General features: G+C 65.6%; 24 protein-coding genes. 7 read left to right on the top strand and 17 right to left on the bottom strand.

Annotation, left to right across the window (positions count from 1 at the left end; translation table 11 throughout):
* Positions 1–89: 89 nt before the first annotated feature.
* The gene (locus CXR00_RS11290) at positions 90–374 is read right to left on the bottom strand and encodes a hypothetical protein (protein ID WP_146068698.1); all 285 of its coding nucleotides are present in this window, start codon (positions 372–374) and stop codon (positions 90–92) included.
* Between the two features lie 138 nt (positions 375–512).
* On the bottom strand, positions 513–1,223 hold the full coding sequence (locus CXR00_RS11285) for a CPBP family intramembrane glutamic endopeptidase (RefSeq protein ID WP_104054567.1): 711 nt from the start codon (positions 1,221–1,223) through the stop codon (positions 513–515).
* A gap of 48 nt (positions 1,224–1,271) precedes the next feature.
* Between CXR00_RS11285 and CXR00_RS11280 the strand changes: the two genes are divergently transcribed.
* Complete coding sequence (locus tag CXR00_RS11280; protein WP_104054566.1) at positions 1,272–1,874, top strand: TetR/AcrR family transcriptional regulator; 603 nt, start codon at positions 1,272–1,274, stop codon at positions 1,872–1,874.
* On the opposite strand, the gene CXR00_RS11275 is transcribed toward CXR00_RS11280, so the two are convergent.
* Entirely contained in the window at positions 1,875–3,455 is a 1,581-nt protein-coding gene (locus CXR00_RS11275) for a peptide chain release factor 3 (protein WP_104054867.1), read from the bottom strand.
* A gap of 241 nt (positions 3,456–3,696) precedes the next feature.
* On the opposite strand from CXR00_RS11275, the gene CXR00_RS18560 reads away from it, so the two are divergent.
* From CXR00_RS18560 to CXR00_RS11255, 5 genes are all read left to right on the top strand, one after another.
* Positions 3,697–3,825: a hypothetical protein gene (locus CXR00_RS18560; RefSeq protein WP_258060388.1), complete on the top strand. Its 129-nt coding sequence runs from the start codon at positions 3,697–3,699 to the stop codon at positions 3,823–3,825.
* Positions 3,826–3,869: 44 nt separating this feature from the next.
* The gene (locus CXR00_RS11270) at positions 3,870–5,036 is read left to right on the top strand and encodes an acetyl-CoA C-acetyltransferase (RefSeq protein WP_104054565.1); all 1,167 of its coding nucleotides are present in this window, start codon (positions 3,870–3,872) and stop codon (positions 5,034–5,036) included.
* A 177-nt stretch (positions 5,037–5,213) separates the two neighbouring features.
* A complete protein-coding gene (locus CXR00_RS11265) occupies positions 5,214–5,708 on the top strand; it encodes a nuclear transport factor 2 family protein (protein WP_104054564.1) in 495 nt (164 codons plus the stop codon).
* 12 nt (positions 5,709–5,720) lie between these two features.
* Positions 5,721–7,169: a cytosine permease gene (locus CXR00_RS11260; RefSeq protein WP_104054563.1), complete on the top strand. Its 1,449-nt coding sequence runs from the start codon at positions 5,721–5,723 to the stop codon at positions 7,167–7,169.
* Positions 7,156–7,812, top strand: coding sequence for a cyclase family protein (locus tag CXR00_RS11255; RefSeq protein WP_104054562.1), 657 nt, complete (start codon positions 7,156–7,158; stop codon positions 7,810–7,812). Before CXR00_RS11260 ends, CXR00_RS11255 begins: the two co-directional genes overlap by 14 nt.
* Before the next feature lie 50 nt (positions 7,813–7,862).
* On the opposite strand, the gene CXR00_RS11250 is transcribed toward CXR00_RS11255, so the two are convergent.
* The 14 genes from CXR00_RS11250 to CXR00_RS11185 all read right to left on the bottom strand — a co-directional run bounded on the left by CXR00_RS11250 (position 7,863) and on the right by CXR00_RS11185 (position 19,011).
* Positions 7,863–8,462, bottom strand: coding sequence for a V-type ATP synthase subunit D (locus tag CXR00_RS11250; protein ID WP_181032260.1), 600 nt, complete (start codon positions 8,460–8,462; stop codon positions 7,863–7,865).
* Positions 8,459–9,934 carry a V-type ATP synthase subunit B gene (locus CXR00_RS11245; protein WP_104054560.1) on the bottom strand — a complete coding sequence of 492 codons (1,476 nt, stop codon included), beginning with the start codon at positions 9,932–9,934 and terminating at the stop codon, positions 8,459–8,461. Before CXR00_RS11245 ends, CXR00_RS11250 begins: the two co-directional genes overlap by 4 nt.
* Positions 9,921–11,765: a V-type ATP synthase subunit A gene (locus tag CXR00_RS11240; RefSeq protein WP_104054559.1), complete on the bottom strand. Its 1,845-nt coding sequence runs from the start codon at positions 11,763–11,765 to the stop codon at positions 9,921–9,923. The genes CXR00_RS11245 and CXR00_RS11240 overlap by 14 nt, the downstream gene beginning before the upstream one ends.
* Positions 11,750–12,277 (bottom strand): hypothetical protein, encoded by a 528-nt coding sequence (locus tag CXR00_RS11235; protein ID WP_104054558.1) that lies wholly within the window; start codon positions 12,275–12,277, stop codon positions 11,750–11,752. The genes CXR00_RS11240 and CXR00_RS11235 overlap by 16 nt, the downstream gene beginning before the upstream one ends.
* The gene (locus tag CXR00_RS11230; RefSeq protein ID WP_104054557.1) at positions 12,277–12,504 is read right to left on the bottom strand and encodes a hypothetical protein; all 228 of its coding nucleotides are present in this window, start codon (positions 12,502–12,504) and stop codon (positions 12,277–12,279) included. Before CXR00_RS11230 ends, CXR00_RS11235 begins: the two co-directional genes overlap by 1 nt.
* A complete protein-coding gene (locus tag CXR00_RS11225; RefSeq protein WP_104054556.1) occupies positions 12,501–12,962 on the bottom strand; it encodes an ATP synthase subunit C in 462 nt (153 codons plus the stop codon). Before CXR00_RS11225 ends, CXR00_RS11230 begins: the two co-directional genes overlap by 4 nt.
* A complete protein-coding gene (locus tag CXR00_RS11220; RefSeq protein WP_219816000.1) occupies positions 12,959–14,263 on the bottom strand; it encodes a V-type ATPase 116kDa subunit family protein in 1,305 nt (434 codons plus the stop codon). Before CXR00_RS11220 ends, CXR00_RS11225 begins: the two co-directional genes overlap by 4 nt.
* Positions 14,250–15,284, bottom strand: a complete 1,035-nt coding sequence (locus CXR00_RS11215) for a hypothetical protein (protein ID WP_104054555.1) — start codon at positions 15,282–15,284, stop codon at positions 14,250–14,252. The genes CXR00_RS11220 and CXR00_RS11215 overlap by 14 nt, the downstream gene beginning before the upstream one ends.
* Positions 15,281–15,766: a hypothetical protein gene (locus CXR00_RS11210; protein ID WP_104054554.1), complete on the bottom strand. Its 486-nt coding sequence runs from the start codon at positions 15,764–15,766 to the stop codon at positions 15,281–15,283. Before CXR00_RS11210 ends, CXR00_RS11215 begins: the two co-directional genes overlap by 4 nt.
* A 101-nt stretch (positions 15,767–15,867) precedes the next feature.
* The gene (locus tag CXR00_RS11205; protein ID WP_104054553.1) at positions 15,868–16,209 is read right to left on the bottom strand and encodes a hypothetical protein; all 342 of its coding nucleotides are present in this window, start codon (positions 16,207–16,209) and stop codon (positions 15,868–15,870) included.
* A gap of 182 nt (positions 16,210–16,391) precedes the next feature.
* A complete protein-coding gene (locus CXR00_RS11200; RefSeq protein ID WP_104054552.1) occupies positions 16,392–16,937 on the bottom strand; it encodes a flavin reductase family protein in 546 nt (181 codons plus the stop codon).
* A 7-nt stretch (positions 16,938–16,944) separates the two neighbouring features.
* A complete protein-coding gene (msrB, locus tag CXR00_RS11195; RefSeq protein WP_104054551.1) occupies positions 16,945–17,391 on the bottom strand; it encodes a peptide-methionine (R)-S-oxide reductase MsrB in 447 nt (148 codons plus the stop codon).
* Positions 17,392–17,405: 14 nt separating this feature from the next.
* On the bottom strand, positions 17,406–17,897 hold the full coding sequence (locus CXR00_RS11190; protein ID WP_104054550.1) for a hypothetical protein: 492 nt from the start codon (positions 17,895–17,897) through the stop codon (positions 17,406–17,408).
* A gap of 55 nt (positions 17,898–17,952) precedes the next feature.
* Positions 17,953–19,011, bottom strand: a complete 1,059-nt coding sequence (locus CXR00_RS11185) for a dipeptidase (protein ID WP_104054549.1) — start codon at positions 19,009–19,011, stop codon at positions 17,953–17,955.
* Between the two features lie 252 nt (positions 19,012–19,263).
* Here CXR00_RS11185 and CXR00_RS11180 point away from each other — a divergent pair, with 252 nt between their 5' ends.
* Positions 19,264–20,550, top strand: coding sequence for a S9 family peptidase (locus CXR00_RS11180; RefSeq protein WP_104054548.1), 1,287 nt, complete (start codon positions 19,264–19,266; stop codon positions 20,548–20,550).
* Positions 20,551–20,554 lie beyond the last annotated feature (4 nt).

The following is a 20,554-nucleotide window of genomic DNA, read 5'->3' as shown; positions in this document are numbered from 1 at the left end:
GCTGTTTAGCGTGACACGTAAGTACTACTTATGCTGATCCTTGGATCTCAGGGTAATGACCGTAACGTGTGCTGCGGGTCACAGGGTGCTTAGCCGGTCGAAGACGGCTCCACGTTCACTGTGCCGTCCCGAATGACGACCTGCCGGTCCGGGCACACGCGCTCAGTGAGGACAACCTCCTGGCCCGTCGGGAACCGCACGGTGGTGTCCCCCTCGGTGCAGCCGTATCCGAGGATATGGACACCGCCGTCCGATTCGACGGTGAATTCCTGGTCTCCGGTGGACACCGTGACATCTTCGGCCCCCTCGTTGCTGAAGCTGAGGTCACCGTCACCGTCCGAGGCGCATCCGGTAAGGGCGACGGCTAACGCCATCACCACGAGTGTGCTTCCCCCGAGTTGCTTCACGTATCTCATTGCGTCCCTCGCTGGATCGAATAACCCGTGTGGCAGCGAGCCTATACCCCGGTTTCGGTTTTGGGGCGGCGAACCGGTGAGCATCTGCGGTCCGCGCTACCCGCCGAGCCTGTGGGCGACCGTCGGAATCAGGATGGGCAGGTTGATGCCCAGATGAAGCAGCATGCACGCCGGCAGGTTGCGGGTCCTGGCGTAAAGAAGATAGATCGCAAGGGTTCCTATGCCCGAGGTCCAGAGCCACTGAGGTCCGAAGAAGACGGTGTGCGGAGCGACGAACAGGGGCACGGTGAGGACGTAGGCGAGCCAGGGGCGGCGCGTCAGCTCACTGAGGCGTTCAATCGGGTAGCCGCGGTACAGAATCTCTTCGCACACTGCCGCCGACACGATCATCCCGGCAACGGCGACGACGGGAAGCGACGTGATGGATGCCGTTCCTGAATCCTCGGCGGGCGGCCAAAAGGTGAGGACGGCCCACTGCCACGCCATGTAGAACCCGAACAGATACAGGGCCCATTCGAGATCTTTGCCCTGCGGACGCCGCAGCCCCAAGGAGGTAACGGGGCGCCGTTCGATCAACAGCACGTATCCGAGAAGGAGTGAGACGGCGAGGACGTTCCACACGATCGAGTTGGCCGGACCCTCGAACCCCGGAGTGATACCCAGCCCACGGCACACCCGGGGCAGCCACAGGGGCGAATAGGAGAGGGCAAGGCCAATGAAGACGACCAGCCAAGCCAGCCAGGGCCGGTTCGCCGCGGCTGCACTTATCTTTGACGGCCGCAGGTTCGATCTGCCGAACTGATTCATAGAGCGCCCACTCTAGAGTGGGAGATCCATGAAGGCTAGAGTGGCAGGATGCCTCGCCCAGTGGACCGTGACAAATATGATTCGAAGCGTTCAGCCATTGTTCGGGTGGCGGCGGGTCAGTTCGCCGAGCATGGCTACAGAGGTGCAACCACAGCCGCCATTTGTGAGGCGGCCGGGATATCCTCCGGCACGTTCTTCCACTACTTTCCCACCAAGCTCGAACTGCTCGTCGCGGTCCTCGGTTCCGACGTTGATGACCTGGGTGCGGACCTTGAAAGGATCGAAGCAGAAGCATCAGGTCTGGCGGCTATCCTGGCCTACGCCGCTGCGCTGGAGGGTGACATCGCCGACTCGTCCTACTCCACCTTCGTGAACGGTCTCCTTGGCGTTGCGGCTGAGCCGTCGGTGGCGGCGATTCTCTCGGCCGAGTCCGAAACAGTGCTGGCCTTCCTTGTTCGGCATGTCGACATCGGGCAGCGCGACACTTCCATCCGGCGGGACGTCAGCGCACCCAACCTGGCGGCCTGGATTGGTTGGCTAATCGACGGAGCGGCCCAAAGCGCCGTCGCCGGCCTGCCGGAAGGGCCGATCCCGCTGAGGGAAGCCATTCTGGCACTGACGAATTCAGGCACTCAAGAATTGACGCGCTGACTAGTAGCCGCGGCTGTTGGGGGATTCCGTACCAATGACGGTCAGGGAGACCTCGGGGTGGTTCTTTTCCACCCGGCGCAGCGCCCACACATCATTGAATACAGCCACGTACGCACCGTCAGTCCGCACCAAGACCTCGGCGCCGTGCACGTTGGACAGGATCTCCGCTGCGTCGGCGGTGGTGAGCCGGGCCAGCGAGTAGGAGAGCTGCTCGTAACGCATGGGCGCGTTGAAGTCCTGCGTCATGCGGTCTTCAACCACCTCAAACTGCATGGGCCCGACGGCGGCCAGCACCGGCGCCTGGTCTCCGCGCCGGTCCGAGCGCAGCACCTGGATGATGCCCTCGTGCTCCAGCTGGTCGATGCCGCGGCGGAACTGCTTGTAGCGGCTGGGATCCTTGGACCGGGCCACGCGGAAGTGCTCGGGGCTGAAGAACGGAATCGGCGGGTACTCCACCGGCTCCTCCACGTACAGGCTGTCACCCACGCGCAGGGCGGAGGCATTGACGAGCCCGACGACGTCGCCCGGGTAGGCCTGGTCGATCACTTCGCGTTCGCGGCCGAACAGGTGCTGGGCGTATTTGGTGGCGAAGGTCTTGCCGGTGTTGGAGTGCGTGACCACCATGCCGCGCTCAAAAATGCCGGAGCAGACGCGGATAAAGGCGACGTGGTCGCGGTGGGCCTTGTTCATGCCGGCCTGGACCTTGAACACAAAGCCGGAGAACGGTGCCTCGACGGGACGGAGTCCGCCGTCCTTGTCCTCGCGGGCGGAGGCCGACGGCGCCAGATCCACCAGGGCGTCCAGGATCTGCTTGACGCCGAAGTTCAGTGCGGCGGAGGAGAACAGGATGGGCGTGGCCTTGGCGTTGAGGAAAGCGTCACGGTCAAATTCGCGGCCGTCGATGACCAGCTCGGCTTCGCCCAGGGAGTCCTCCCACACGTCGCCTTCGCGGGCGAGGGCGTCCTCGGGGCTGAGGTGTTCTTCCTTGGCCAGGGACGCGCCGGAGTTCTGCCGTTCAAAGTGGACGTATTCGTCCTTCTGCAGGTCCCAGACACCGCGGAAGTCGCCGGCAATGCCGACGGCCCAGGTCAGGGGCATGGGGGTGAGTCCGGTGCGTTCGGTGATTTCGTCCATCAGGGCCAGCGGATCCAGGCCCGGGCGGTCCCACTTGTTGATCACGGTGATGATCGGCAGGTTGCGGGCGCGGCAGACCTCGAACAGCTTCATGGTCTGTGTTTCCAGGCCCTTGGCTGCGTCCACCAGCATGACGGCGCAGTCGACGGCGGCCAGCACGCGGTAGGTGTCCTCGGAGAAGTCGGCGTGGCCGGGCGTGTCCAGCAGGTTGATCACGGTGTCCCGGTACGCGAACTGCAGCGCCGTGGAGCTGATGGAAATGCCGCGGTCCTTTTCCATCTGCATCCAGTCGGAAACCGTCTCGCGGCGGTTTTCCTTGCCATTCGTGGCACCGGCTGTGCCGATCACGCGGGCGTGCAGCGCCAGAGCCTCCGTGAGCGTGGACTTACCGGCGTCGGGGTGCGAGATCACCGCAAAGGTGCGGCGGCGGGAGGACTCGCGGACAATCGCCGCAGTCGCTTTGCCGGCCGGACTGGTGGTGGCGCTGACGGTGGGCTGAACCTGTAAGGACACTCCGCTGCTTTCACGTGTGGTGGGATGCGGCCGCAGGATGAAACGCCCGCGGCGGTGCTGTCATTAATGACAGCCTTTCCATTCTAGCCGTTCGCCTCTGCCCTCCGGACTGTGCAGGACCCATCCCCGGCGTTGCGGCCGGCGCTCGTCTGCCGCGCAGTTCCAGCCGGACCGGATGCGCGAGTGCCCGGATCCGAACAGCATCGGGGAGCACCTGCTCGCCCGACAAGCTTCCGGTGCGCTGCGCAGGCGCCCGCAGGACGCATACCGCTGGATTGGTGCCCGCGTGGGCTGCATCACCTAGGGTGGTGGAAAACACAGCAATTTCCCGACGAAAGGCCTGTTCCCGTGGCTGAAGCATTTATTATTGACGCCGTCCGCACTCCCGTAGGCCGGCGAAACGGAGGACTGAGCAAGGTCCACCCCGCCGACATGGCCGCCCATGTCATCGCCGAAACCGTGCGTCGCACCGGGATCGATTCCGCAGAGTTTGATGAAGTTATCCTCGGCGCCATTGACCAGGTGGGTCCGCAGGCCATGGACATTGCCCGCACCTCCTGGCTGGCTGCCGGGTTGTCCGAGCGTGTGCCCGGCACCACGGTGGAGCGCCAGTGCGGTTCCGGGCAGCAGGCGGTGTCCTACGCAGCGCAGGCCGTGATGAGCGGAACCAGTGATTTGGTCCTGGCCGGCGGAGTGCAGAGCATGTCCTCGATTCCGATTTCCTTTGCCAACAGCGCGGCCCGGGAACTGGGCTTTCCGGATCCCTTCACCGGGTCCGCCGGCTGGGCTGAGCGGTACGGGGACCAGAAGGTCTCCCAGTTCATCGGAGCCGAAATGATGGTGGACAAGTGGGGCCTGACCCGTTCCGAAATGGAGGACTTCGCCGTCGAATCCCATGTCCGGGCGCTCGCGGCCCAGGCTCAGGGCCGCTTTGACCGCGAAATCCTGCCGCTGAACGGAATTACCGCCGACGAAGGCCCCCGGGAACCGAATCGCGCCAAGATCGAATCCCTGGCACCGCTGTCCGACGGCGGCCGGCTCACCGCCGCCACGTCGTCGCAGATTTCCGATGCCGCCGCCGTCCTGCTGCTGGCCTCCGAAGATGCCGTGCGCCGCTACGGACTGAAGCCCCGTGCCCGCATCCATTCCATTTCCGCCCGCGGGGACGATCCCATCATGATGCTCAGCGCCCCCATCGAAGCCACCCGGCATGCCCTGGGCCGGAGCGGGATGAGTTTGGACGAGATTGACCTGCTGGAAATCAACGAGGCCTTCGCGTCGGTGGTGCTGGCCTGGCAGCGGGAACTCGATGTGGACATGGACAAGGTGAATGTCAATGGCGGCGGCATCTCCCTGGGGCACCCGATCGGTGCCACCGGTGCCCGGATCATGACAACCCTGCTGCATGAACTCGAGCGCACCGGCGGCCGCTACGGCCTCCAGACCATGTGCGAGGGCGGCGGCCAGGCCAACGTCACCATTATCGAACGGCTGGATGAGGGCTTCCGGCTGTAGGACCCCTCCTGCGCGAGAAGTAACGGAAGGGCCGCCGGCTGGTGCCGACGACGGCATCAGTTGACAAGTGACTCGTGTCACTTCCACACTGGTGTTGTCTAATAAGCACCAATTGTTTACCCCGTGGCCGTGCTGTTCCCCGGTACGGCCACTGGGTAAAGCGCCGGAAGGACCGTCATGAATTCCCACCAGCAGGTCAACCAGCTGACCGAATGGGAGGTCCTCGCTGCGGCGGCGGAGCTCGTTGCCGCATTCTCCCGAACGGACACACAGGCGTACTTCGCGGCGTTTTCACCCGAGGCGACGTTCATTTTTCACCCTGAAGCGCAGCGCCTTGAAAGCCGCAGCGAGTATGAGGACCTCTGGAACGGCTGGCTCGCCGACGGCTGGTCCGTCACGGGCTGCGAAAGCACCGACGCACGGGTACAGCTCTGCGGCACGAGCGCCATCTTCAGCCATACGGTGAAAACCACCACCCGCGTGGGGGAGATTACGGAAACGCTTCGGGAACGGGAAACCATAGTGTTTACCCGCCAAGGCAGCCGCATCCTGGCCGTCCACGAGCACTTGTCCACGGCGCCTTCCGGTGCAGCGGAATCCTCCGCCGCGCCTGCCGCCGCCTCGTCCTCCACCCCCGAAGCCGGCGTCGTTGCATCCGGCACGGCAGCCTAAGGCCGGCCCGCCATGTCATCATTTGAGGCCAACGCCGGCCGCCCAGCGAAATCCGCCGCCGGAACAAACCGTCCCTCCGCCTGGTCCCGGCTGTCCCGCCGGCTGGACGAAGATTCCGAGGGCTACGGTCCGATCCGGGGAACCCTGGGCACCGGGCGGATCGGCATGATCTGGCTTGCCGCCAACCTGGTGGTGACCACCCTCTTGACCGGCACCCTGTTTGTTCCCGGCGTCACCTGGCCCACAGCCGTGGGCATGATCGTGCTGGGGACCGTAATCGGTGCCGCTGTTCTGGTGCTGATCGGCAACATGGGTACCCGCACCGGCCTGCCGACCATGTCCCTGTCCAAAGGTGCCTTCGGACTGCGCGGGTCTTTCCTGGCCGTGGCCGCAAACGTCGTGATCCTCATGGGATGGAGCTGGGTACAGGCCATGCTCGCGGGCGTCACGGTCAACTTTCTGGTGGAGCGGTCCACCGGATTCTCCTCGCCGATCCTGTTCTCCGTCCTGTGCCAGCTGCTGGTCGTGTCCCTGGCCATCTTTGGGCACAAGGGCATTGCCCGGGTGGAGCCGTGGCTGGCGCTGGTGATCCTGGCGATCATGGGCTACATCTTCACGGTTTCCTTCACCACCTTCCCGCTGGCAGACTTCGCTGCGATTAAAGCTGATCCCGCAGCCGGCTGGTCGGCGGTCGCGGTGCTCGACGTCGTCATTGCCACCGCAGTCTCCTGGACCGTGCTGTCCGCCGAATTCAACCGGCTGGCCAGGACACAGGCGGCAGGCGTGGCTGGTTCCGCCGTCGGCTACCTGCTTTCCACCGTCCTGGCAATGGTGCTGGGCGCCACCGCCATTGGCTATGTGGTGCTCGACGGCGGGGAAGCCGTGGGCTTTGAGCCGGCAGTCATTGTGGGAGTCTTCGGTGCCCCGCTCGCCGTCGTCATTTTCCTCTCCGTGATGGCCACCAACACGATGGTCGTCTACGGGATGGTGTCCTCGGTGGTGAACATGGTTCCGTCGCGGAAAATCCGTTTCCTTCCCACCGCGCTCATCCTGGGTGCCGTGTCGATCCTCGGTTCGACCTGGCTGGGTCTGCTGGACAGCTTCACGTCCTTCCTCACGGTCATTGGATCACTGTTCATCCCCGTCTTCGCCGTGATGATTGCCGACTACTACCTGGTGAACAAGTCCTCCTACAGTGCAGACATCCTTCGCGCCCGCGGCGGCCGCTACTGGTTCCGGGGCGGATTCAATGTGCCGGCCCTGGTGACCTGGCTGCTGGGCGCAGCCGTCTCGCTGCTGCTCACCTATGCCGTTGCCAGCCCGGTGGGTGCGACCATTCCAACCTTCCTGTTCAGCTTTGCCCTGTACTGGGGATGGTGTGCCGCAGGGGGCAGACGCGTCTCGGGTTCACCCGTGTCCCTGCACCTGAGCGAAGCTGAGCCCGAGCATGCAGGCAGTTGACCTCAGCCACCCGGTGGTCACCGGCATGCAGGTTTTCCCCGGTGACCCCGGTGTGTTCCTGAGGAACGCCGCCTCAGTGGAGCAGGATGGTTTCCAAGTTGCCGAACTGCACTTGGGCAGCCATACCGGAACACACCTGGATGCACCGCTGCACACGGTCCCGGGAGGGGCCGGCGTGGACCGGCTTCCCCTGGAGACGCTGATGGGACCGGCCCGGATTATTCCGGTGGCGGAACCGGCCGAATACGGATGCATCCGGTGGCAGGACGTTGCCGGGAGCATGCATGGCCTCGCGCCCGGCACGATCGTCCTTTTCCGCACCGGCTGGTCCTCCTGCTTCAATACGCCCCGCTATCTGCGGCATCCGTTTTTTGAAGCGGAGATTGCCGTCAGACTCCTGGCCGCGGGCGTCCGCACGGTGGGTATGGATACCCTGAATCCCGATCCCACTCCGGCACCCGGTTCCAGCGGACCGGTGGACCTTCCCTTCCATGACGAGTTCCTGGGCGCGGGCGGGGCCATCATCGAAAACCTGACCAATTTGGATGCCGTGACCTGGACGGACCCCTGGTTTTCGGCGCTTCCGCTGCGGCTGTCAGAGGTGGACGGCTCACCTGTGCGGGCAGCAGCTTTCCAGCTCTGAGAATCGGGGGGGCTGATCCGGACCGGTGCTCCGGGAAACATGCAGCTGTCTCAGACCAGCCCGGCAGACCAGCGCAGCCGCAGGCTCTCCTCCAATTCCTGCTCGGCGATCCGCCGGCCAATCTCGGCCAGCTGATCCTGGAGCAGTGGAATCCAGCGGTTCTCCACGGCACGCTGCCGGGTGCGGGTGGCGAGCAGTTCCCGGGACACCAGGAGCAGAGCCCGTTCGGTGCCCGCCGCAGTGACCGCGGCCTGCAGGGCCTCCCGATGCGCTGCGGCGGCATAGGCCAGAGCTGAACTCCCGCCGGTCGGCGACGGATCGGGGAGCAGGCACTCGGCATCCTGCGGATAGGAAATCCCCATGGCGCCGCCCCACCGAACCGTTACCCGCGCGGGGTTATCCGGTGCTGCCTCCATGATGCGGTCATCACCGTCCAAACCCGCGGCACGCTGCAGCCACACGGCCGCCCGGCGGGCCTGCTCCTGCCACGCGAGGCGGGCGGCATCTGCCTCCTCCTGCAGCCCGTCGATCGCGAGCCTGAGAATCCGCTGCTTGCGGTCCAGCAGTTCGGCGCCCCGGGTGGCAGTGGCCAGGCGGCGCTCGACGTCGGCCTTGTCAGCCCGGCTGCCGGTGCTGCGGAACCCGCTCACAGCGAAGCACCGCCTTCGGGGCCGGGCAGATATTTGTCCAGGAACTCGGCGGACAGCATGTTCAGCTCCCGCCGGGGCAGCAGCGACAAAGCCTGCCAGGCGCGTGCCATGGTTTCGTCGAAAGTCCGCAGCTCGTCCCTGCCCTGGTTAAGCAGGTCATGCTCCACCACGTTGCGGAACTCAATGTAGGCGTTATCGGTCTCGCTCAGGGCTGCCGTGCCCACCAGCTCGGCCAGCTCCGCAGCGGACCGCGCACGGGCCATCGCCGAGAGAATCTGGGCGGCCACGTCCAGGTGATCCTCCCGGGTGCGGCCTTTCCCCGCGCCGCTGCGCATCAGGCGTGACAACGAGGACAGTTCATCCACCGGAGGGTAAATGCCCCGCGCGTCGACGTCCGGATCCAGGACCACCTGGCCCTCGGTGATGTAACCCGTGAGGTCGGGAACGGGATGGGTGATGTCCCCGGCCGGCATGGTCAGCACCGGCACAATGGTCACCGAGCCTTCCCTGCCCTGCACCCGGCCGCAGCGCTCATAGAGCGTCGCCAGATCGCTGTACAGGTAGCCGGGATAGCCGCGCCGGGCCGGAATCTCCCGCCGGGCAGCGGAGACTTCGCGGACTGCTTCGGCATAACTGGTCATGTCCGACATGACCACCAGCACGTCCGAGCCGTGGTCATACGCCAGGGACTCGGCCACGGTCAGGGCAATGCGGGGAGTGAGGATGCGTTCGATCACCGGATCATCGGCGGCGTTCAGGAGCAGCACCAGCTCACCGGCGGCGGAGCGTTCCTCCAGCCGGTCCCGGATAAAGGCAATGTCCGCGTGCGTCATGCCCATGGCTGCAAACACCACCCGGAACGCCCGCCCGGAGGAGGTGGTGGCCTGTGCGGCAATCTGCGTCGCCAGGGTGAGGTGGGGCAGGCCGGGAACCGAGAAGATCGGCAGTTTTTGTCCCCGGACCAGAGTGGTCAGGGCATCGATGGCTGAGATGCCCGTAAGCACCGGATCCTGGGGAGGCTCGCGGTACACGGGGTTCAGCGGCCAGCCGCCCACCGGCATGGGCGTTCCTCCGGTCACCGGGGGGCCGCCGTCGAGCGGTTCGCCGCGCCCGTTGCATACCCGGCCAAGCCAGCCGGGGCCTGCGGGAACCGCCAGCGGGCGGCCCGAGAAACGGATCTCAATGCCGCCCAGTGACATGCCCTCGGTGCCTTCGAGCACCTGCAGGGTGGTTTCATCCCCGTCCACCTCAAGCACGAGACCATGCCGGTCCGGCTGGCCGCTGACCGCAACGGTGGCGAACTCGTCCCAGCCCACCCCCTCGGCATCGCCCAGCACCAGCAACGGTCCGCGCAGCTCCCGCACACCGCTGTGCCCCACGCCGGGAATGGCGGAGGCCGGCACCGGGCCGGCGGCATTGGTGTCCGTGGAGCCGGCCGGCACCGGATTTGCCCTGCTGTCATGTGCCGCCATTGATGCCTCCCGAAGATTCCCTGCCGGTTTCTGCGCGGTCCGGTCCTGCGCGGTCCTGTCGGACTCCGCCAAGTTGCTCCAGCTGGCGCAGAAACTCGCGTCCCTGTGTCCAGACGCCGTCGGCATCGGCGGGTCCGGTTGTCTCGCGCAGCCGCAGCACAGGTGTGAAGTCCACGCGTTCGACGTCGGCCGCCGGGACACCGCGCGCCACCAGCGACTGGCAGGTATCCACCACATCAAGCACAATCTGCAGCAGCGCCGACCCCTTTTCAGCCGATGAGTAACCGTCATTGGGGCTGAGCGCGTTCTGCAGCAGGACGCCGTCGCGCACCAGCCGCCCGCCCAGCAGCACCATTTGCTCATGCCCGGGCAGGGACGCGGTGCCGATGATCTCGGCCAGGGCGGTGAGCCGGTCCGCTTCGGAGAGCAGCAGAGTGGCCGAAGCCCGGCGCTGGGCCCACAGCGGATCTCCGTTCGCTGTGTGCCAGCGGGCCAGAGCCTCGGCATCACGGGCGAAGGAGCCCCGCCAGCTGACGGCCGGATAGTGCCGGGAGTAGGCGAGGTCCCGGTCCAGCACCCACAGGGAACGCACAAAGCGCTGGGTGTCGGTGGTCACCGGTTCGCTCATGTCGCCGCCGGGAGGGGAGACAGCGCCAATGACGGTGACCGACGCCGTCGCGCCGCCGAGCGTGCGCACCCGCGCCGCCCGCTCGTAAAAGGCGGACAGTTCGCTGGCCAGGGAGGCGGGATAGCCTTCCTCGGCGGGGAGGTCGCCGTTGCGGTTGGCGAACTCGCGAAGGGCCTCAGCCCATCGGGAGGTGGAATCGGCAATGACGACGGCGTCGTACCCCATGTCGCGGAAGAACTCGGCCACGGTGACGCCGCTGGCAATGGAAGCCTCCCGGGCCATCATGGGCATGTTGGAGGTATTGGCGATGATCACGGTCCGGTCGATCAGTTTGCCTCCGGTGCGGGGGTCGTCCAGATCGGAGAGGCCGTCCAGCACGTCCGCCATTTCGTTGCCGCGCTCGCCGCAGCCCACATAGACAATGACGTCGGCGTCGGACCACTTGGCGATCTGCTGCAGGGTGAGGGTCTTTCCCGTGCCAAAGCCGCCCGGGACGGCCGCTGCCGAGCCGCGGGGGAGCGGAAAGAGCAGGTCGAGGACCCGCTGTCCCGTGTGCAGGGGCAACGCCTCGGTCAGGCGCTCGCCGAAGGGCCGGGCGGTATGCACCGGCCACTGCTGGGCCAGCGGCACCTCCACCCCGTCAACGCGTGCCACCGGATCCAGGGGATGGACGGAACCCTCCGCCAGCCACTGGACAACGCCTGCGACGGCGGGCGGCACCATCACGCGGAACTCCACGGTGCCCGCCCCCGGGACCGTGCCGATGATCTGCCCGGGCTGCACGGTGTCTCCAACGTTCACCGAAGGGGTGAACTCCCATTCGGTTTCCAGCACCGTCGGATCTTCCGCCGAAGCCTGCCGGTCCTGGGTCAGCCACAGGGGAGCGGAGGACAGCGGACGCAGCAGCCCGTCAAATACTGTTCCCAGCAGGCCCGGCCCCAGCAGTCCGGAAAGCTGGTGGCCGGACCGTTCCGCCGGGTCGCCGGACTTCAGTCCGCCGGTGTATTCATACGCCTGAAGCGTGGCATTCTCTCCGTTGATCGCCACTACCTGGGCGGAAATCCGTTCCGGACCGATGGCCACAATTTCCAGCATGGACAGTCCCTGCAGGCCCGTGATCTCCACCAGCGGTCCGCTGACCCTGGTGATGGTTCCTGTTTCGAGGCCGGAACTGCTGCCAGCGGTGTTCACTCGGCGTCCCATAACCGGTGCACCTCCCCGGCACGGTTTTCCAGCGCCTGTGCTGCCAGCGCGGGCAGGGAGAAGTCCAGATGTCTGGATCCCGCCGTTGCGGTCACCCCGCCCTTGTAGCTCTCTGTCACTGAAGCCATTGGCCCCAGGATGCTGTCCGCCCGTTCGGTGAGGATTCGCAGCAAACGCGGATACCGGGGATCACTGCGCAGCTCCTGTGCCTGTTGCTGGACTTGTTGGATCAGTTCGGCGCGGAGGGTTTCCTGCTGTGCCAGGACGGTGCGCCGTGCCTGCCGCCGGATGCGTGCGGACCGTCCGGCAGCCTCGGTGCGGGCAGCTTCGCGGCCCTGCTGCTCAGCGGTTTTCCGGATCTCGTCCGCTTCCGCCCGGGCGGTGCTGAGAATCGCGTCGGACTGGGCCCGGGCATCCTCGGCCAACCTGCTGGCCTCTTTGTCTGCTCCGCGCCGCAGGGCATAACGGAGCGGTTCAAGGGATGCTTCGGATCCCGAGGGAAGGCGGCTCATCAGGGCATCACCGCCGTCAGGGGAGAGGCGGGCTCATTAATCTGCTCCGCCAGGATTCGTGCGGCGCCCGGTGTCAGGATCACGGCAGACACGGTGTCCGGTAGGCGGGACCAAGCGGCTTTGACCTCCGCGTCACCTGTGGCCGGATAGAGGACGGCACCGGCAAGCCGGAAACCCTGAAGCAGCGCCGGCTCCCCAAGAGCGGCCACCGTTCCGGAGTCGTTCATGCCTGCCCGATCAGGATGATCGAGATGATCAGCCCGTAAATGGCGATGCCTTCGGCCAAACCCACCACCACCATCGCCCGGCCAAATATTTCCGGCCGTTCGCTCATAGCGGCCAGGGCCGCTGATCCGGTGTAGGCCACCGCAATGGCCGCACCAATCGAGGAGCCCGCGACGGCGATCGCGGCGCCGATCAAAGCGGCACCGCTGCTGTCGCTTCCCTCAGTGGCCATGGCGACGGCCGTGGATGCAGCGCCGCCGTCGCCCACTCCGGCAGTAGCCGGGGCAGCATTCAGGGCCGCGGCAAAGAGGGCCAGCGCCCCGCCCATCAGCAGCACGTTGAGGCCCAGCAGCGCCTTGATGCCGGTGCGTCTGTTGCGGCGCATCAGCGCTACGGCTCCGACGGCGAGCAGGACAACAAGGATAAGGACCAGCGGAAGGCCGGCAAACCAGGGGCTCATGGGTGACGCCTTTCAGCTGGGGATGCAGATTCGTCGGTGTCGGGATTCCAGGGCCGGAAGCGCCGGCCTTCTTCCTGGAAGACGCGGGAAAACAGTTCGTAATACTCGAGCCTCAGGGCCTGGATCCCGGCCACCAGTCCCTCAAGGGCGAAGGTGAGGATGTTGCCGAGAAGGAAAACCAGGACGGCCAAAACCGCCCGCCAATCCGGGGCCCACAAAGCGGTGGTAGCCTGCCACACCACTCCCAGGAGGGCAGCATGGGTGAGCCCGAAGGCCGCCAATCGGGCAAAGGAGACCAAGTTGGAGCCCAGCTGGACCACGCTGTCGACCAGCTCCACGCTTGCCTGCAGCCCGCCCGTCGCGCCACCGCCGGACTCGGTGAACAGTCCAATGAACATGAGCACCAGGGCAATCAGCGCGGCCACCCCGGCGATCACCAGAATCACGGTATTGGACGCGAGCAACCCCCACGCCAGCAGGCCGATGGCGGCGAACAGAAGTGCTCCGGCCAGCCCGGACCGTGCGTACAGGGCGTAGCCCCAACCGCCTTCACGAACGCGGTTGATGGTGCCCAGGGTGTAGGCCCCGGCCAGCAATACCGCACCGAGCACAACGGCGGCAACCAGCAGCGGAATGGGCTCCTCCAGCGGTTCCAGCCACAACACCGGGATGACGCCGGTGGGCCCGAAGAATTCGCCGTAGAGGAAGCCGAAGAACACAGCGGACAGTCCGGCGCCGGTGATGAAGAGCCAGGTCCGGCGGAACCGTTCCAGCCAGGGAACCTTCAGGAACCGGATCAGCAGCCCGGCGATGGCCAGCAGGGCACCCTGTCCGGCGTCCCCGAACATCACTCCGAACATGACCACGTAGGCCACCCCGGCGAGCCGGGCCGGATCAAGATCCGCGTACGGCACAGTGGTGTAGGTGTCCACAAGCAGGCGGGACAGTGCGGGCACCTGGCGGCGGCGCCGCTCGTCGCCGGTCAGCAGTGTAGGCGGCTGAGCACCCTGCGGCCTCCGGATGACGACGGCGGAAGCTCCGTGCGGTTCCAGCGCCGTCTGAAGGTCCCGCAGGGCCCGCGACGGCGACCAGCCCACCAGGCCCGCCACGGGACCGTGGACGACGGCGGCTTCCGCTGCCCGGTTGTACTCTTCCGGTCCGGTCCCCGGTTCATACGGCAGATCAAGTTCCACAGCTTTGCTGCGGGCCACCTCGGTCAGCATTTCGTGCCGGGCCTGAAGCGGGGCCACCAGTGCCACCCGCTCCATCCGCACCGGACTCAGGGTTTCACGCCACGGCATCGAGCACCTCGCTGTTTCCGGCATTCACTGCGGCAGCGGCCAGTGCTGCCCGCACACGCCAGGCATCCACGGCCAGTACAGCCATGGCGCCCAGAACAACGTCAGGACCTGGCAAACCCGCCCGCAACAGATGAAACCCGTCCATTTCCACCCGTGCCGCCAGCAGCGCTTCACCGCGCCAGAGTTCGGTGGGGATCTGCAGTGAGTCCAGCGCCTGCGCCGGTCCGGGGGGAAGGACGGCGCGCAGGGCATCAGGGTTGTCGGCGCCCACCCAGCCGGTTCCAATCAGCGGCCGCAGCAGCGACAGCAGCCGCTCTCCGGGGGAGGACCTGTCAATAAAGACCAGCCGGGCACAGAGCAGGGCGGCTGCTGAAGCAGCCCAGGAACGTGCCGGCGGTGCCTCATTGGCAAGCCGCCGGAGCCAGACCATGGTGAGGACATCGGACAGTGCAGCGTCCTGCCCGGGATCGCCCCACGGGGAAGAACTCAGCGCGGACCGCAGCTCTTCCACGGTGCCGGCTGTTTGAATCCGGGGCCATGCTGTTGCCAGCCCGCCAAGGTCAAAGGGCTGAAAGTCCTCGCCGGACCTGGAACTGCGACCGGAACCTGCCCCGGTGTCCGGGCTTGACCCGGTACCTGTGCCTGCTCCGGTATCCGTGCTTGAGTTCGGGGTGTCCTGACGCGTTTGGGTGGTCTCCTCCCGCCGCAGCTTAAGCTCCAGAGACAAAATATTGTCGGCTTCGAACACGGCAGCGGCAGAACGAACCAGCCGCGCACCTCCGGCCGGGAGCCAGCCGGCAAGCACCCTCAACTGCCACAGGACTGTCCTGCGCGTGGCACGCTGTGCCTGGGCCAATGTCTGAACAAGCTCCAGCTCATCCGCATAGGCGGTAACGGCAAGACGGTCCAGGGCGGCCTGCAGATCCGGCGAGGCGGCGATCCCGCGGCAGGTCCCCGCGCCGACGCGGCGCTGGGCCATGGACCGCGCCCGAACGGAGGCCGCGACCCAATCTGACCTCATGGTGCTGCGTCATTTCCGTGCTTATCGGTGTCCGCGGCATTTGCCTGATCTGCGCCGGAGCCAAGCAGATCGGAAACCAAATCCGCCACAATGGCAGCAGCCAGCTGCGGCACTCGGGATTCACCCCGGCGTTTCAGTGCCGCTGCCTCTTCCTTTGCCTGGCCGAGCATCTGCTCATCGGAGGCAACAGCTTCCCGGGAAACGGCTGCCGCGGCGTTGGCGCGGACAGCGCCGCTGTCCATCCGGGCCTGTTCCACCATGGCTGCAGCCTGGGTTCGTGCCTGGGCAACCGTATCTGCTGCCCTCGCGGTCGCCGAGTCCACCAGAATCCTGCCGTCGCGGATGGTTGGGTCCAGCGCCTCAAAGACCGGAACAAGTTCGGCTTCGGGGCCCTGATCATCGCCGGCAGGTACTCCGGAAGGGCCTGCAGGGCCGGGTGCTCCCACAGGCCGGAACCGATCGAGCAAGCTGTTGCGTGCCATTCATGCACCTCCTGGGAAGCAGTAGTGCTGCGTGTTCCTCGAAGCGGACCGGGTCTGTCGGCATAACGGCCGGAAGCGGGGGATTGAGGCGAACTTTTTCGCTAACCCCCGGGGGCGCCGTCGCCGTCTCCGGTTGCCTCAGCTTCGGAAGCCTCGCCGTGCTGGACAATGTCACCGTCCGTAAACAGGATTCCCCGTGCAATTTGCCGCCACAACGGGGTCCGCCGCAGCAGGAACTCGAGCTCCATGCTGAAGTGCTTGAACTCTTCGCCCAGGGAATCGTGCATGATGGCGCGGGACTCGGCATCGGGCTCAACAGCCATGCGCTGGACGTACCAGCCAATGGCTTCAGCCTCCTCGCTCAGGCTGGCGCACATTCGGGCGAAGGTCCTGGTCTCAGCGGGAAGTTCCGATGGCGGCTCGTGGTACTGCTCTGTGCCCATGCTCGTCTCCTGGTCCGGCCGGGATGCGGCCATGGTTCCGGCTCGGTCGCGTTATGCCCTGTCCTTCGAGGTTACGGTTGGGTCTGCGGGGAAACAATGGTCGGCCCTTCGGGCTCCTTGGATAGCATGCAAAAGGCCCGGATGCAGCGTGCATCCGGGCCTTTGGGGAAGCGGTATTCGGGTCAGGCGAGCCGCCCGTAAGCGGACGCGAAATGCACCAGGGGATCAGCCTCGTCGTCGGCCGAAGCGCGCCGTCCCATCGCCGCCACTTCACCCACCACCAACTGGTGAGTGGCCGCCGTCGTCACCTGCGTGGTGCGGACCTCGAACCAGGCGATGCATCCTTCTATAACGGCGGCTCCGGTGACGGGTCCGCGGCCGTAGTCAACCTGGCTGAGCAGTCCTTCCAACGGAGATCCGGGACTTGCCAGCCAATTTGCCGTGCCGCGCTGGCGGGCGGAGAGCAGGCTCAGTGCCCAGGTTCCGCTGTCCACCACGGCCTCGGCGATCCGCGACTCTGCATAAAGACTCACCAGCAGCGTTGGCGGGTCGTAGGAAACCGAAAGGAAACCGCTCACCGTCGCGGCGTAGTCCCGGCCCCGCAGCCGGGTGGAAACCACAGCCACGCCGGAGGCAATATCAGCGCTGAGCAACCGGTAGCTGTCGATCGCCTCGTCGGGAACTTCCTCGGAGGGAATCAGCTCTCCCGGGAAGACGCCGTGCTCCACGGTGGAGCTACTTGGCGCCGTCTGCGGAGGCGGACTCCGACGGAACCAGCTTCACGGAGACGGAGTTGATGCAGAAGCGCTGATCGGTGGGCGTGTCAAAGCCTTCACCCTCGAACAGGTGGCCCATGTGGGAGTCACAGTTGGCGCAGCGGACCTCGATCCGGTCCATGCCCATGCTGCGGTCATGAAGGTAGCGGACCTTGCCTTCTGACAGCGGGGCAAAGAAGGACGGCCAGCCGCAGTGCGAATCGAACTTTTCACTCGAGGTAAACAGTTCGCTTCCGCAGGCCCGGCACTGGTAGACGCCGGCAGTCTTGGTGTCCCAGTACTCGCCGGTGTACGGGCGCTCGGTTCCGGCCTTCCGCAGGACCTGGTACTCCTCGGGGGTCAGTTCCTCACGCCACTGCTCATCTGTCTTTTGCACGGGCACGGTTCCGGTAGTCTCTTTCGTCATATCCGGGTCAACGCTTAAGAGCCGCCAATAAATCCCGAGCCCGAGTAGAGGTGCAGCACCGGCACCCCCAAGCGCTCCTGGGCTTCGTTCGCCCAATCGGTCCGGAACGTGTCCTCTACGGCGTGCGGCGTGGTGATCACGACAACCTGCTGTGCATTCGTTGCCTTCGCCGCGGCAACCACTGCCTGAACCGGGTCCTCTCCCGTCACTGAGCCGCCGGCTTCCAGGCCCGACGACGCCAGCAGTGCCAGCGATTCGCTCAGCTGAACTTCGGCAGCCTTTGTCTCCTGGTCCTTCGTGGGTTTTCCACCGGTCAGGTCTCGGAATGCTTCTGCAAACTGAAGCAGGCTCAGGTTGTCCAACACATCAACGAGCAGGTTGCGTCCGGTATCGGCCGGGACCAGCACCTCAAAGCGGGCCGGGTTGTCCTGGATCAGATACCGCAGGTTGGTGATGTCCACTTCATTGAGGGACTCTTCGGTCAGCACCACGATTGTTGCAGTCATGCGGCCAGCTTACGTGATGAAAAATGCCTGGCCGGGGACTCCTGACACTCTGCAGTCATCCGGCGCCGGCTCCGGTCTGCAGGAAAGAGCGGTAGTCCTCATCTGCACTTTCGAGGACCCGCAGGATGTTTTCAGAGGCAAGTTTGTTGAGGTCATCGTTATGCCAGCCGCGGCGTGAAAGTTCAGCGAAGAGGTTCGGATAACCGGCAACCGTGTCCAGTCCTTCCGGCATCACATCCGAGCCGTCGAAGTCCCCGCCAAGACCAACGCCGTCGATGCCGGCGACGGACCGCACATGGTCAACATGGTCTGCGACGGCACGGACATCCACCGGCGGCATCGGGCCCTCCTTGCCGCCTATCGACCAGGCACTGCGTTCCGCACTCATAAACGACGGCACGAAGGTGACCATGTGAACACCACCGGTCTCTGCCACGCGCCGGATCACGTCGTCGGGAACGTTGCGCGGATGGGGATTGACTGCATAGGCTCCGGCATGGCTGTTGATGACGGGCCTGGTCGAGACGTCCAAGGCATCGTGCATAGTCTTGACGGAGGTGTGGGCCAGATCCACCAGCATGCCGATCCGGTTCATTTCGGCAATCACTTCCCGGCCGAATCCGGTGAGCCCGTTGTTGACCGGGTCGCCGGTGGCAGAATCGGCCCAGCTGCTGCTGGAGGTCCATGTCAGAGTCATGTAGCGGGCACCCAGGCGCGCATAACTGCGCAGCACGGCGAGTGAACCGTTGATCTGGCCGCCGCCTTCGACCCCGATCAACGAGGCAATGAGGCCGTCCTTCATGCTCCGGCGGACGTCGTCTGCCGTAGACGCGAGACGAAACGTTTCGGGATACCGGGCAGCCATGCGGTGCACAAAGTCGATCTGTTCCAGCGTCGCCTGGACCGAGTCGGCACCTTCGATGGCGCTGTGAACCCACACCGACCAGAACTGTCCCGCAACACCGCCGTTCCGGAGGGCCGGAATATCGGTGTGCAGGCTGAGCTTGTCCTCTTCCATTCCCTCCACGGAGTATCCGCGCGCAGTGCGTGCCGTCCAGGGAAAATCATTGTGCCCGTCAATGACGGGAATGGGTGGCAGGCGGTTGGTGCTCATGGGTGGCTCCCTGCTTGGTGGGACCGGTTTATGGATACTGCGGAGCGTAGTGCCTGTCCTCACCAGTTGCATCCGAGGCCAAGGTGAAAATTGGCGGGCCAGGAAAGCAACCGGTCGCGGCCCGATGAGCGCCGGGAGGTTTTCCGGCATTTTGCAGCTGCTTTAGGCACGACGGTGTGGCGCCAGCGACATTTGGCCGTTCCGCGGCATGGGTGCGCAGCGGCACGGGGAAGCATCGGTAAGAATGGATGTATGCCTATCTCGATCCCCGCCCTTTCGTTCCCGGCTGTCTCCGACGTTCCTGCACCTCCAACCGGAATTTCCGCCCCGTGGATCAAGTGGACGGCATTCGGTGCCGGGGTGGGCGCGGCTGCAACCACGGCACTTTTCGCCGCGACGTCGGGCCTTGGTGTCTATTTCGCCCGGCAGGTGGTCACCCCTCGCCGCACCCGGGACGCCAATCTGGAGATCCTGGCCGTGTTTGATTCGGAGCACGGCAAGCAGATCATTCTGCCGGCCAATGAGGACACCACGGTGGACGGAACCTACAGCCTGTATTTCGACGGCGGTGAGGGCCACGCGCGGATAGGCACCATCCGTTCCTACGTGCCGCGCGAAGGAACCGTCCAGCGCGACGTCGAAGAAATCTACAGCGGAGATCTTGCCAAAGCCGTGCGGGGCTGGTGGAGCGGGGCCATCTATCCCTCGCCTTCCGCCGTCGGCCTGGCCGAGGAGGAAGTCCTGGTTCCCGTGGACGGGGGCATGGCACCGGCCTGGCTGGTCCGGGCTGATCAGGAAGCCGCCACCTGGGCCATCATGGTGCACGGCCGCGGCGCGCAGCGGACCGAATGCCTGCGCGCAGTGCGCACCGCCCGTGCGGCCGGCCTGACGAGCCTGCTCATTTCCTACCGGAATGACGGCGAAGCGCCCTTTGCGTCCGACGGCCGGTACGGCCTGGGCCTGACAGAGTGGCATGACGTCGAAGCCGCCATCCGTTACGCCCTGGACCACGGTGCCAAGGACGTGGTTTTGTTCGGGTGGTCGATGGGAGGAGCCATCAGCCTGCAGGCCGCCGACCGTTCTCCGTTGAGCCGGCATATCCGCGCTCTGGTACTGGACGGTCCGGTGATCAACTGGGTTGACGTGCTGGCCCACCATGCCCGTCTCAACCGAATCCCGGCGCAGGCCGGACGGCTGGGCCAGTGGCTGATCTCCAATACGGCAGGCCGGGCGCTGACAGGTCTTGCCGCACCGCTGGACCTCAAGAGCATGGACTGGGTTTCCCGGGCGGACGAGCTCCGGATTCCCACACTGATTCTGCACAGCGAGGACGACGAGTTTGTTCCCTGCGGCCCGTCTGCGGAGCTGGCCGAGAAGAATCCCGGAGTGGTCACGTTTGAGCGCTTTTCCAAGGCCGGCCACACCAAGGAGTACAACGTGGATCCCGAGCGCTGGGAAACCACCGTGTCGGTATGGCTCAACAACATCCTGGGCCGTACCCGGCATCCGGCTGTGCGCCGTGCGGAGGAACGGGGTTAAGAGC

It is taken from the genome of Arthrobacter sp. 9E16 (assembly GCF_002929435.1).
GTDB classification, from domain to species: Bacteria; Actinomycetota; Actinomycetes; order Actinomycetales; family Micrococcaceae; genus Arthrobacter_B; species Arthrobacter_B sunyaminii.
Note: the sequence above shows the minus strand (reverse complement) of the source record. Positions and strands in the feature narration are given on the sequence as shown.

Bases quoted from the DNA above. Each gene is read 5' to 3' on its own strand.
- CXR00_RS11280 (WP_104054566.1), top strand. From the start codon at position 1,272: ATGCCTCGCCCAGTGGACCGTGACAAATATGATTCGAAGCGTTCAGCC.
- CXR00_RS11185 (WP_104054549.1), bottom strand. From the start codon at position 19,011: ATGAGCACCAACCGCCTGCCACCCATTCCCGTCATTGACGGGCACAAT.
- CXR00_RS11290 (WP_146068698.1), bottom strand. From the start codon at position 374: ATGGCGTTAGCCGTCGCCCTTACCGGATGCGCCTCGGACGGTGACGGT.
- CXR00_RS11225 (WP_104054556.1), bottom strand. From the start codon at position 12,962: ATGAGCCCCTGGTTTGCCGGCCTTCCGCTGGTCCTTATCCTTGTTGTC.
- CXR00_RS11190 (WP_104054550.1), bottom strand. From the start codon at position 17,897: ATGACTGCAACAATCGTGGTGCTGACCGAAGAGTCCCTCAATGAAGTG.
- CXR00_RS11220 (WP_219816000.1), bottom strand. From the start codon at position 14,263: ATGCCGTGGCGTGAAACCCTGAGTCCGGTGCGGATGGAGCGGGTGGCA.
- CXR00_RS11260 (WP_104054563.1), top strand. From the start codon at position 5,721: ATGTCATCATTTGAGGCCAACGCCGGCCGCCCAGCGAAATCCGCCGCC.
- CXR00_RS11205 (WP_104054553.1), bottom strand. From the start codon at position 16,209: ATGGGCACAGAGCAGTACCACGAGCCGCCATCGGAACTTCCCGCTGAG.
- CXR00_RS11245 (WP_104054560.1), bottom strand. From the start codon at position 9,934: ATGGCGGCACATGACAGCAGGGCAAATCCGGTGCCGGCCGGCTCCACG.
- msrB (WP_104054551.1), bottom strand. From the start codon at position 17,391: ATGACGAAAGAGACTACCGGAACCGTGCCCGTGCAAAAGACAGATGAG.
- CXR00_RS11285 (WP_104054567.1), bottom strand. From the start codon at position 1,223: ATGAATCAGTTCGGCAGATCGAACCTGCGGCCGTCAAAGATAAGTGCA.
- CXR00_RS11180 (WP_104054548.1), top strand. From the start codon at position 19,264: ATGCCTATCTCGATCCCCGCCCTTTCGTTCCCGGCTGTCTCCGACGTT.
- CXR00_RS11215 (WP_104054555.1), bottom strand. From the start codon at position 15,284: ATGAGGTCAGATTGGGTCGCGGCCTCCGTTCGGGCGCGGTCCATGGCC.
- CXR00_RS11230 (WP_104054557.1), bottom strand. From the start codon at position 12,504: ATGAACGACTCCGGAACGGTGGCCGCTCTTGGGGAGCCGGCGCTGCTT.
- CXR00_RS18560 (WP_258060388.1), top strand. From the start codon at position 3,697: ATGCGCGAGTGCCCGGATCCGAACAGCATCGGGGAGCACCTGCTCGCC.
- CXR00_RS11255 (WP_104054562.1), top strand. From the start codon at position 7,156: ATGCAGGCAGTTGACCTCAGCCACCCGGTGGTCACCGGCATGCAGGTT.
- CXR00_RS11235 (WP_104054558.1), bottom strand. From the start codon at position 12,277: ATGAGCCGCCTTCCCTCGGGATCCGAAGCATCCCTTGAACCGCTCCGT.
- CXR00_RS11265 (WP_104054564.1), top strand. From the start codon at position 5,214: ATGAATTCCCACCAGCAGGTCAACCAGCTGACCGAATGGGAGGTCCTC.
- CXR00_RS11240 (WP_104054559.1), bottom strand. From the start codon at position 11,765: ATGGGACGCCGAGTGAACACCGCTGGCAGCAGTTCCGGCCTCGAAACA.
- CXR00_RS11210 (WP_104054554.1), bottom strand. From the start codon at position 15,766: ATGGCACGCAACAGCTTGCTCGATCGGTTCCGGCCTGTGGGAGCACCC.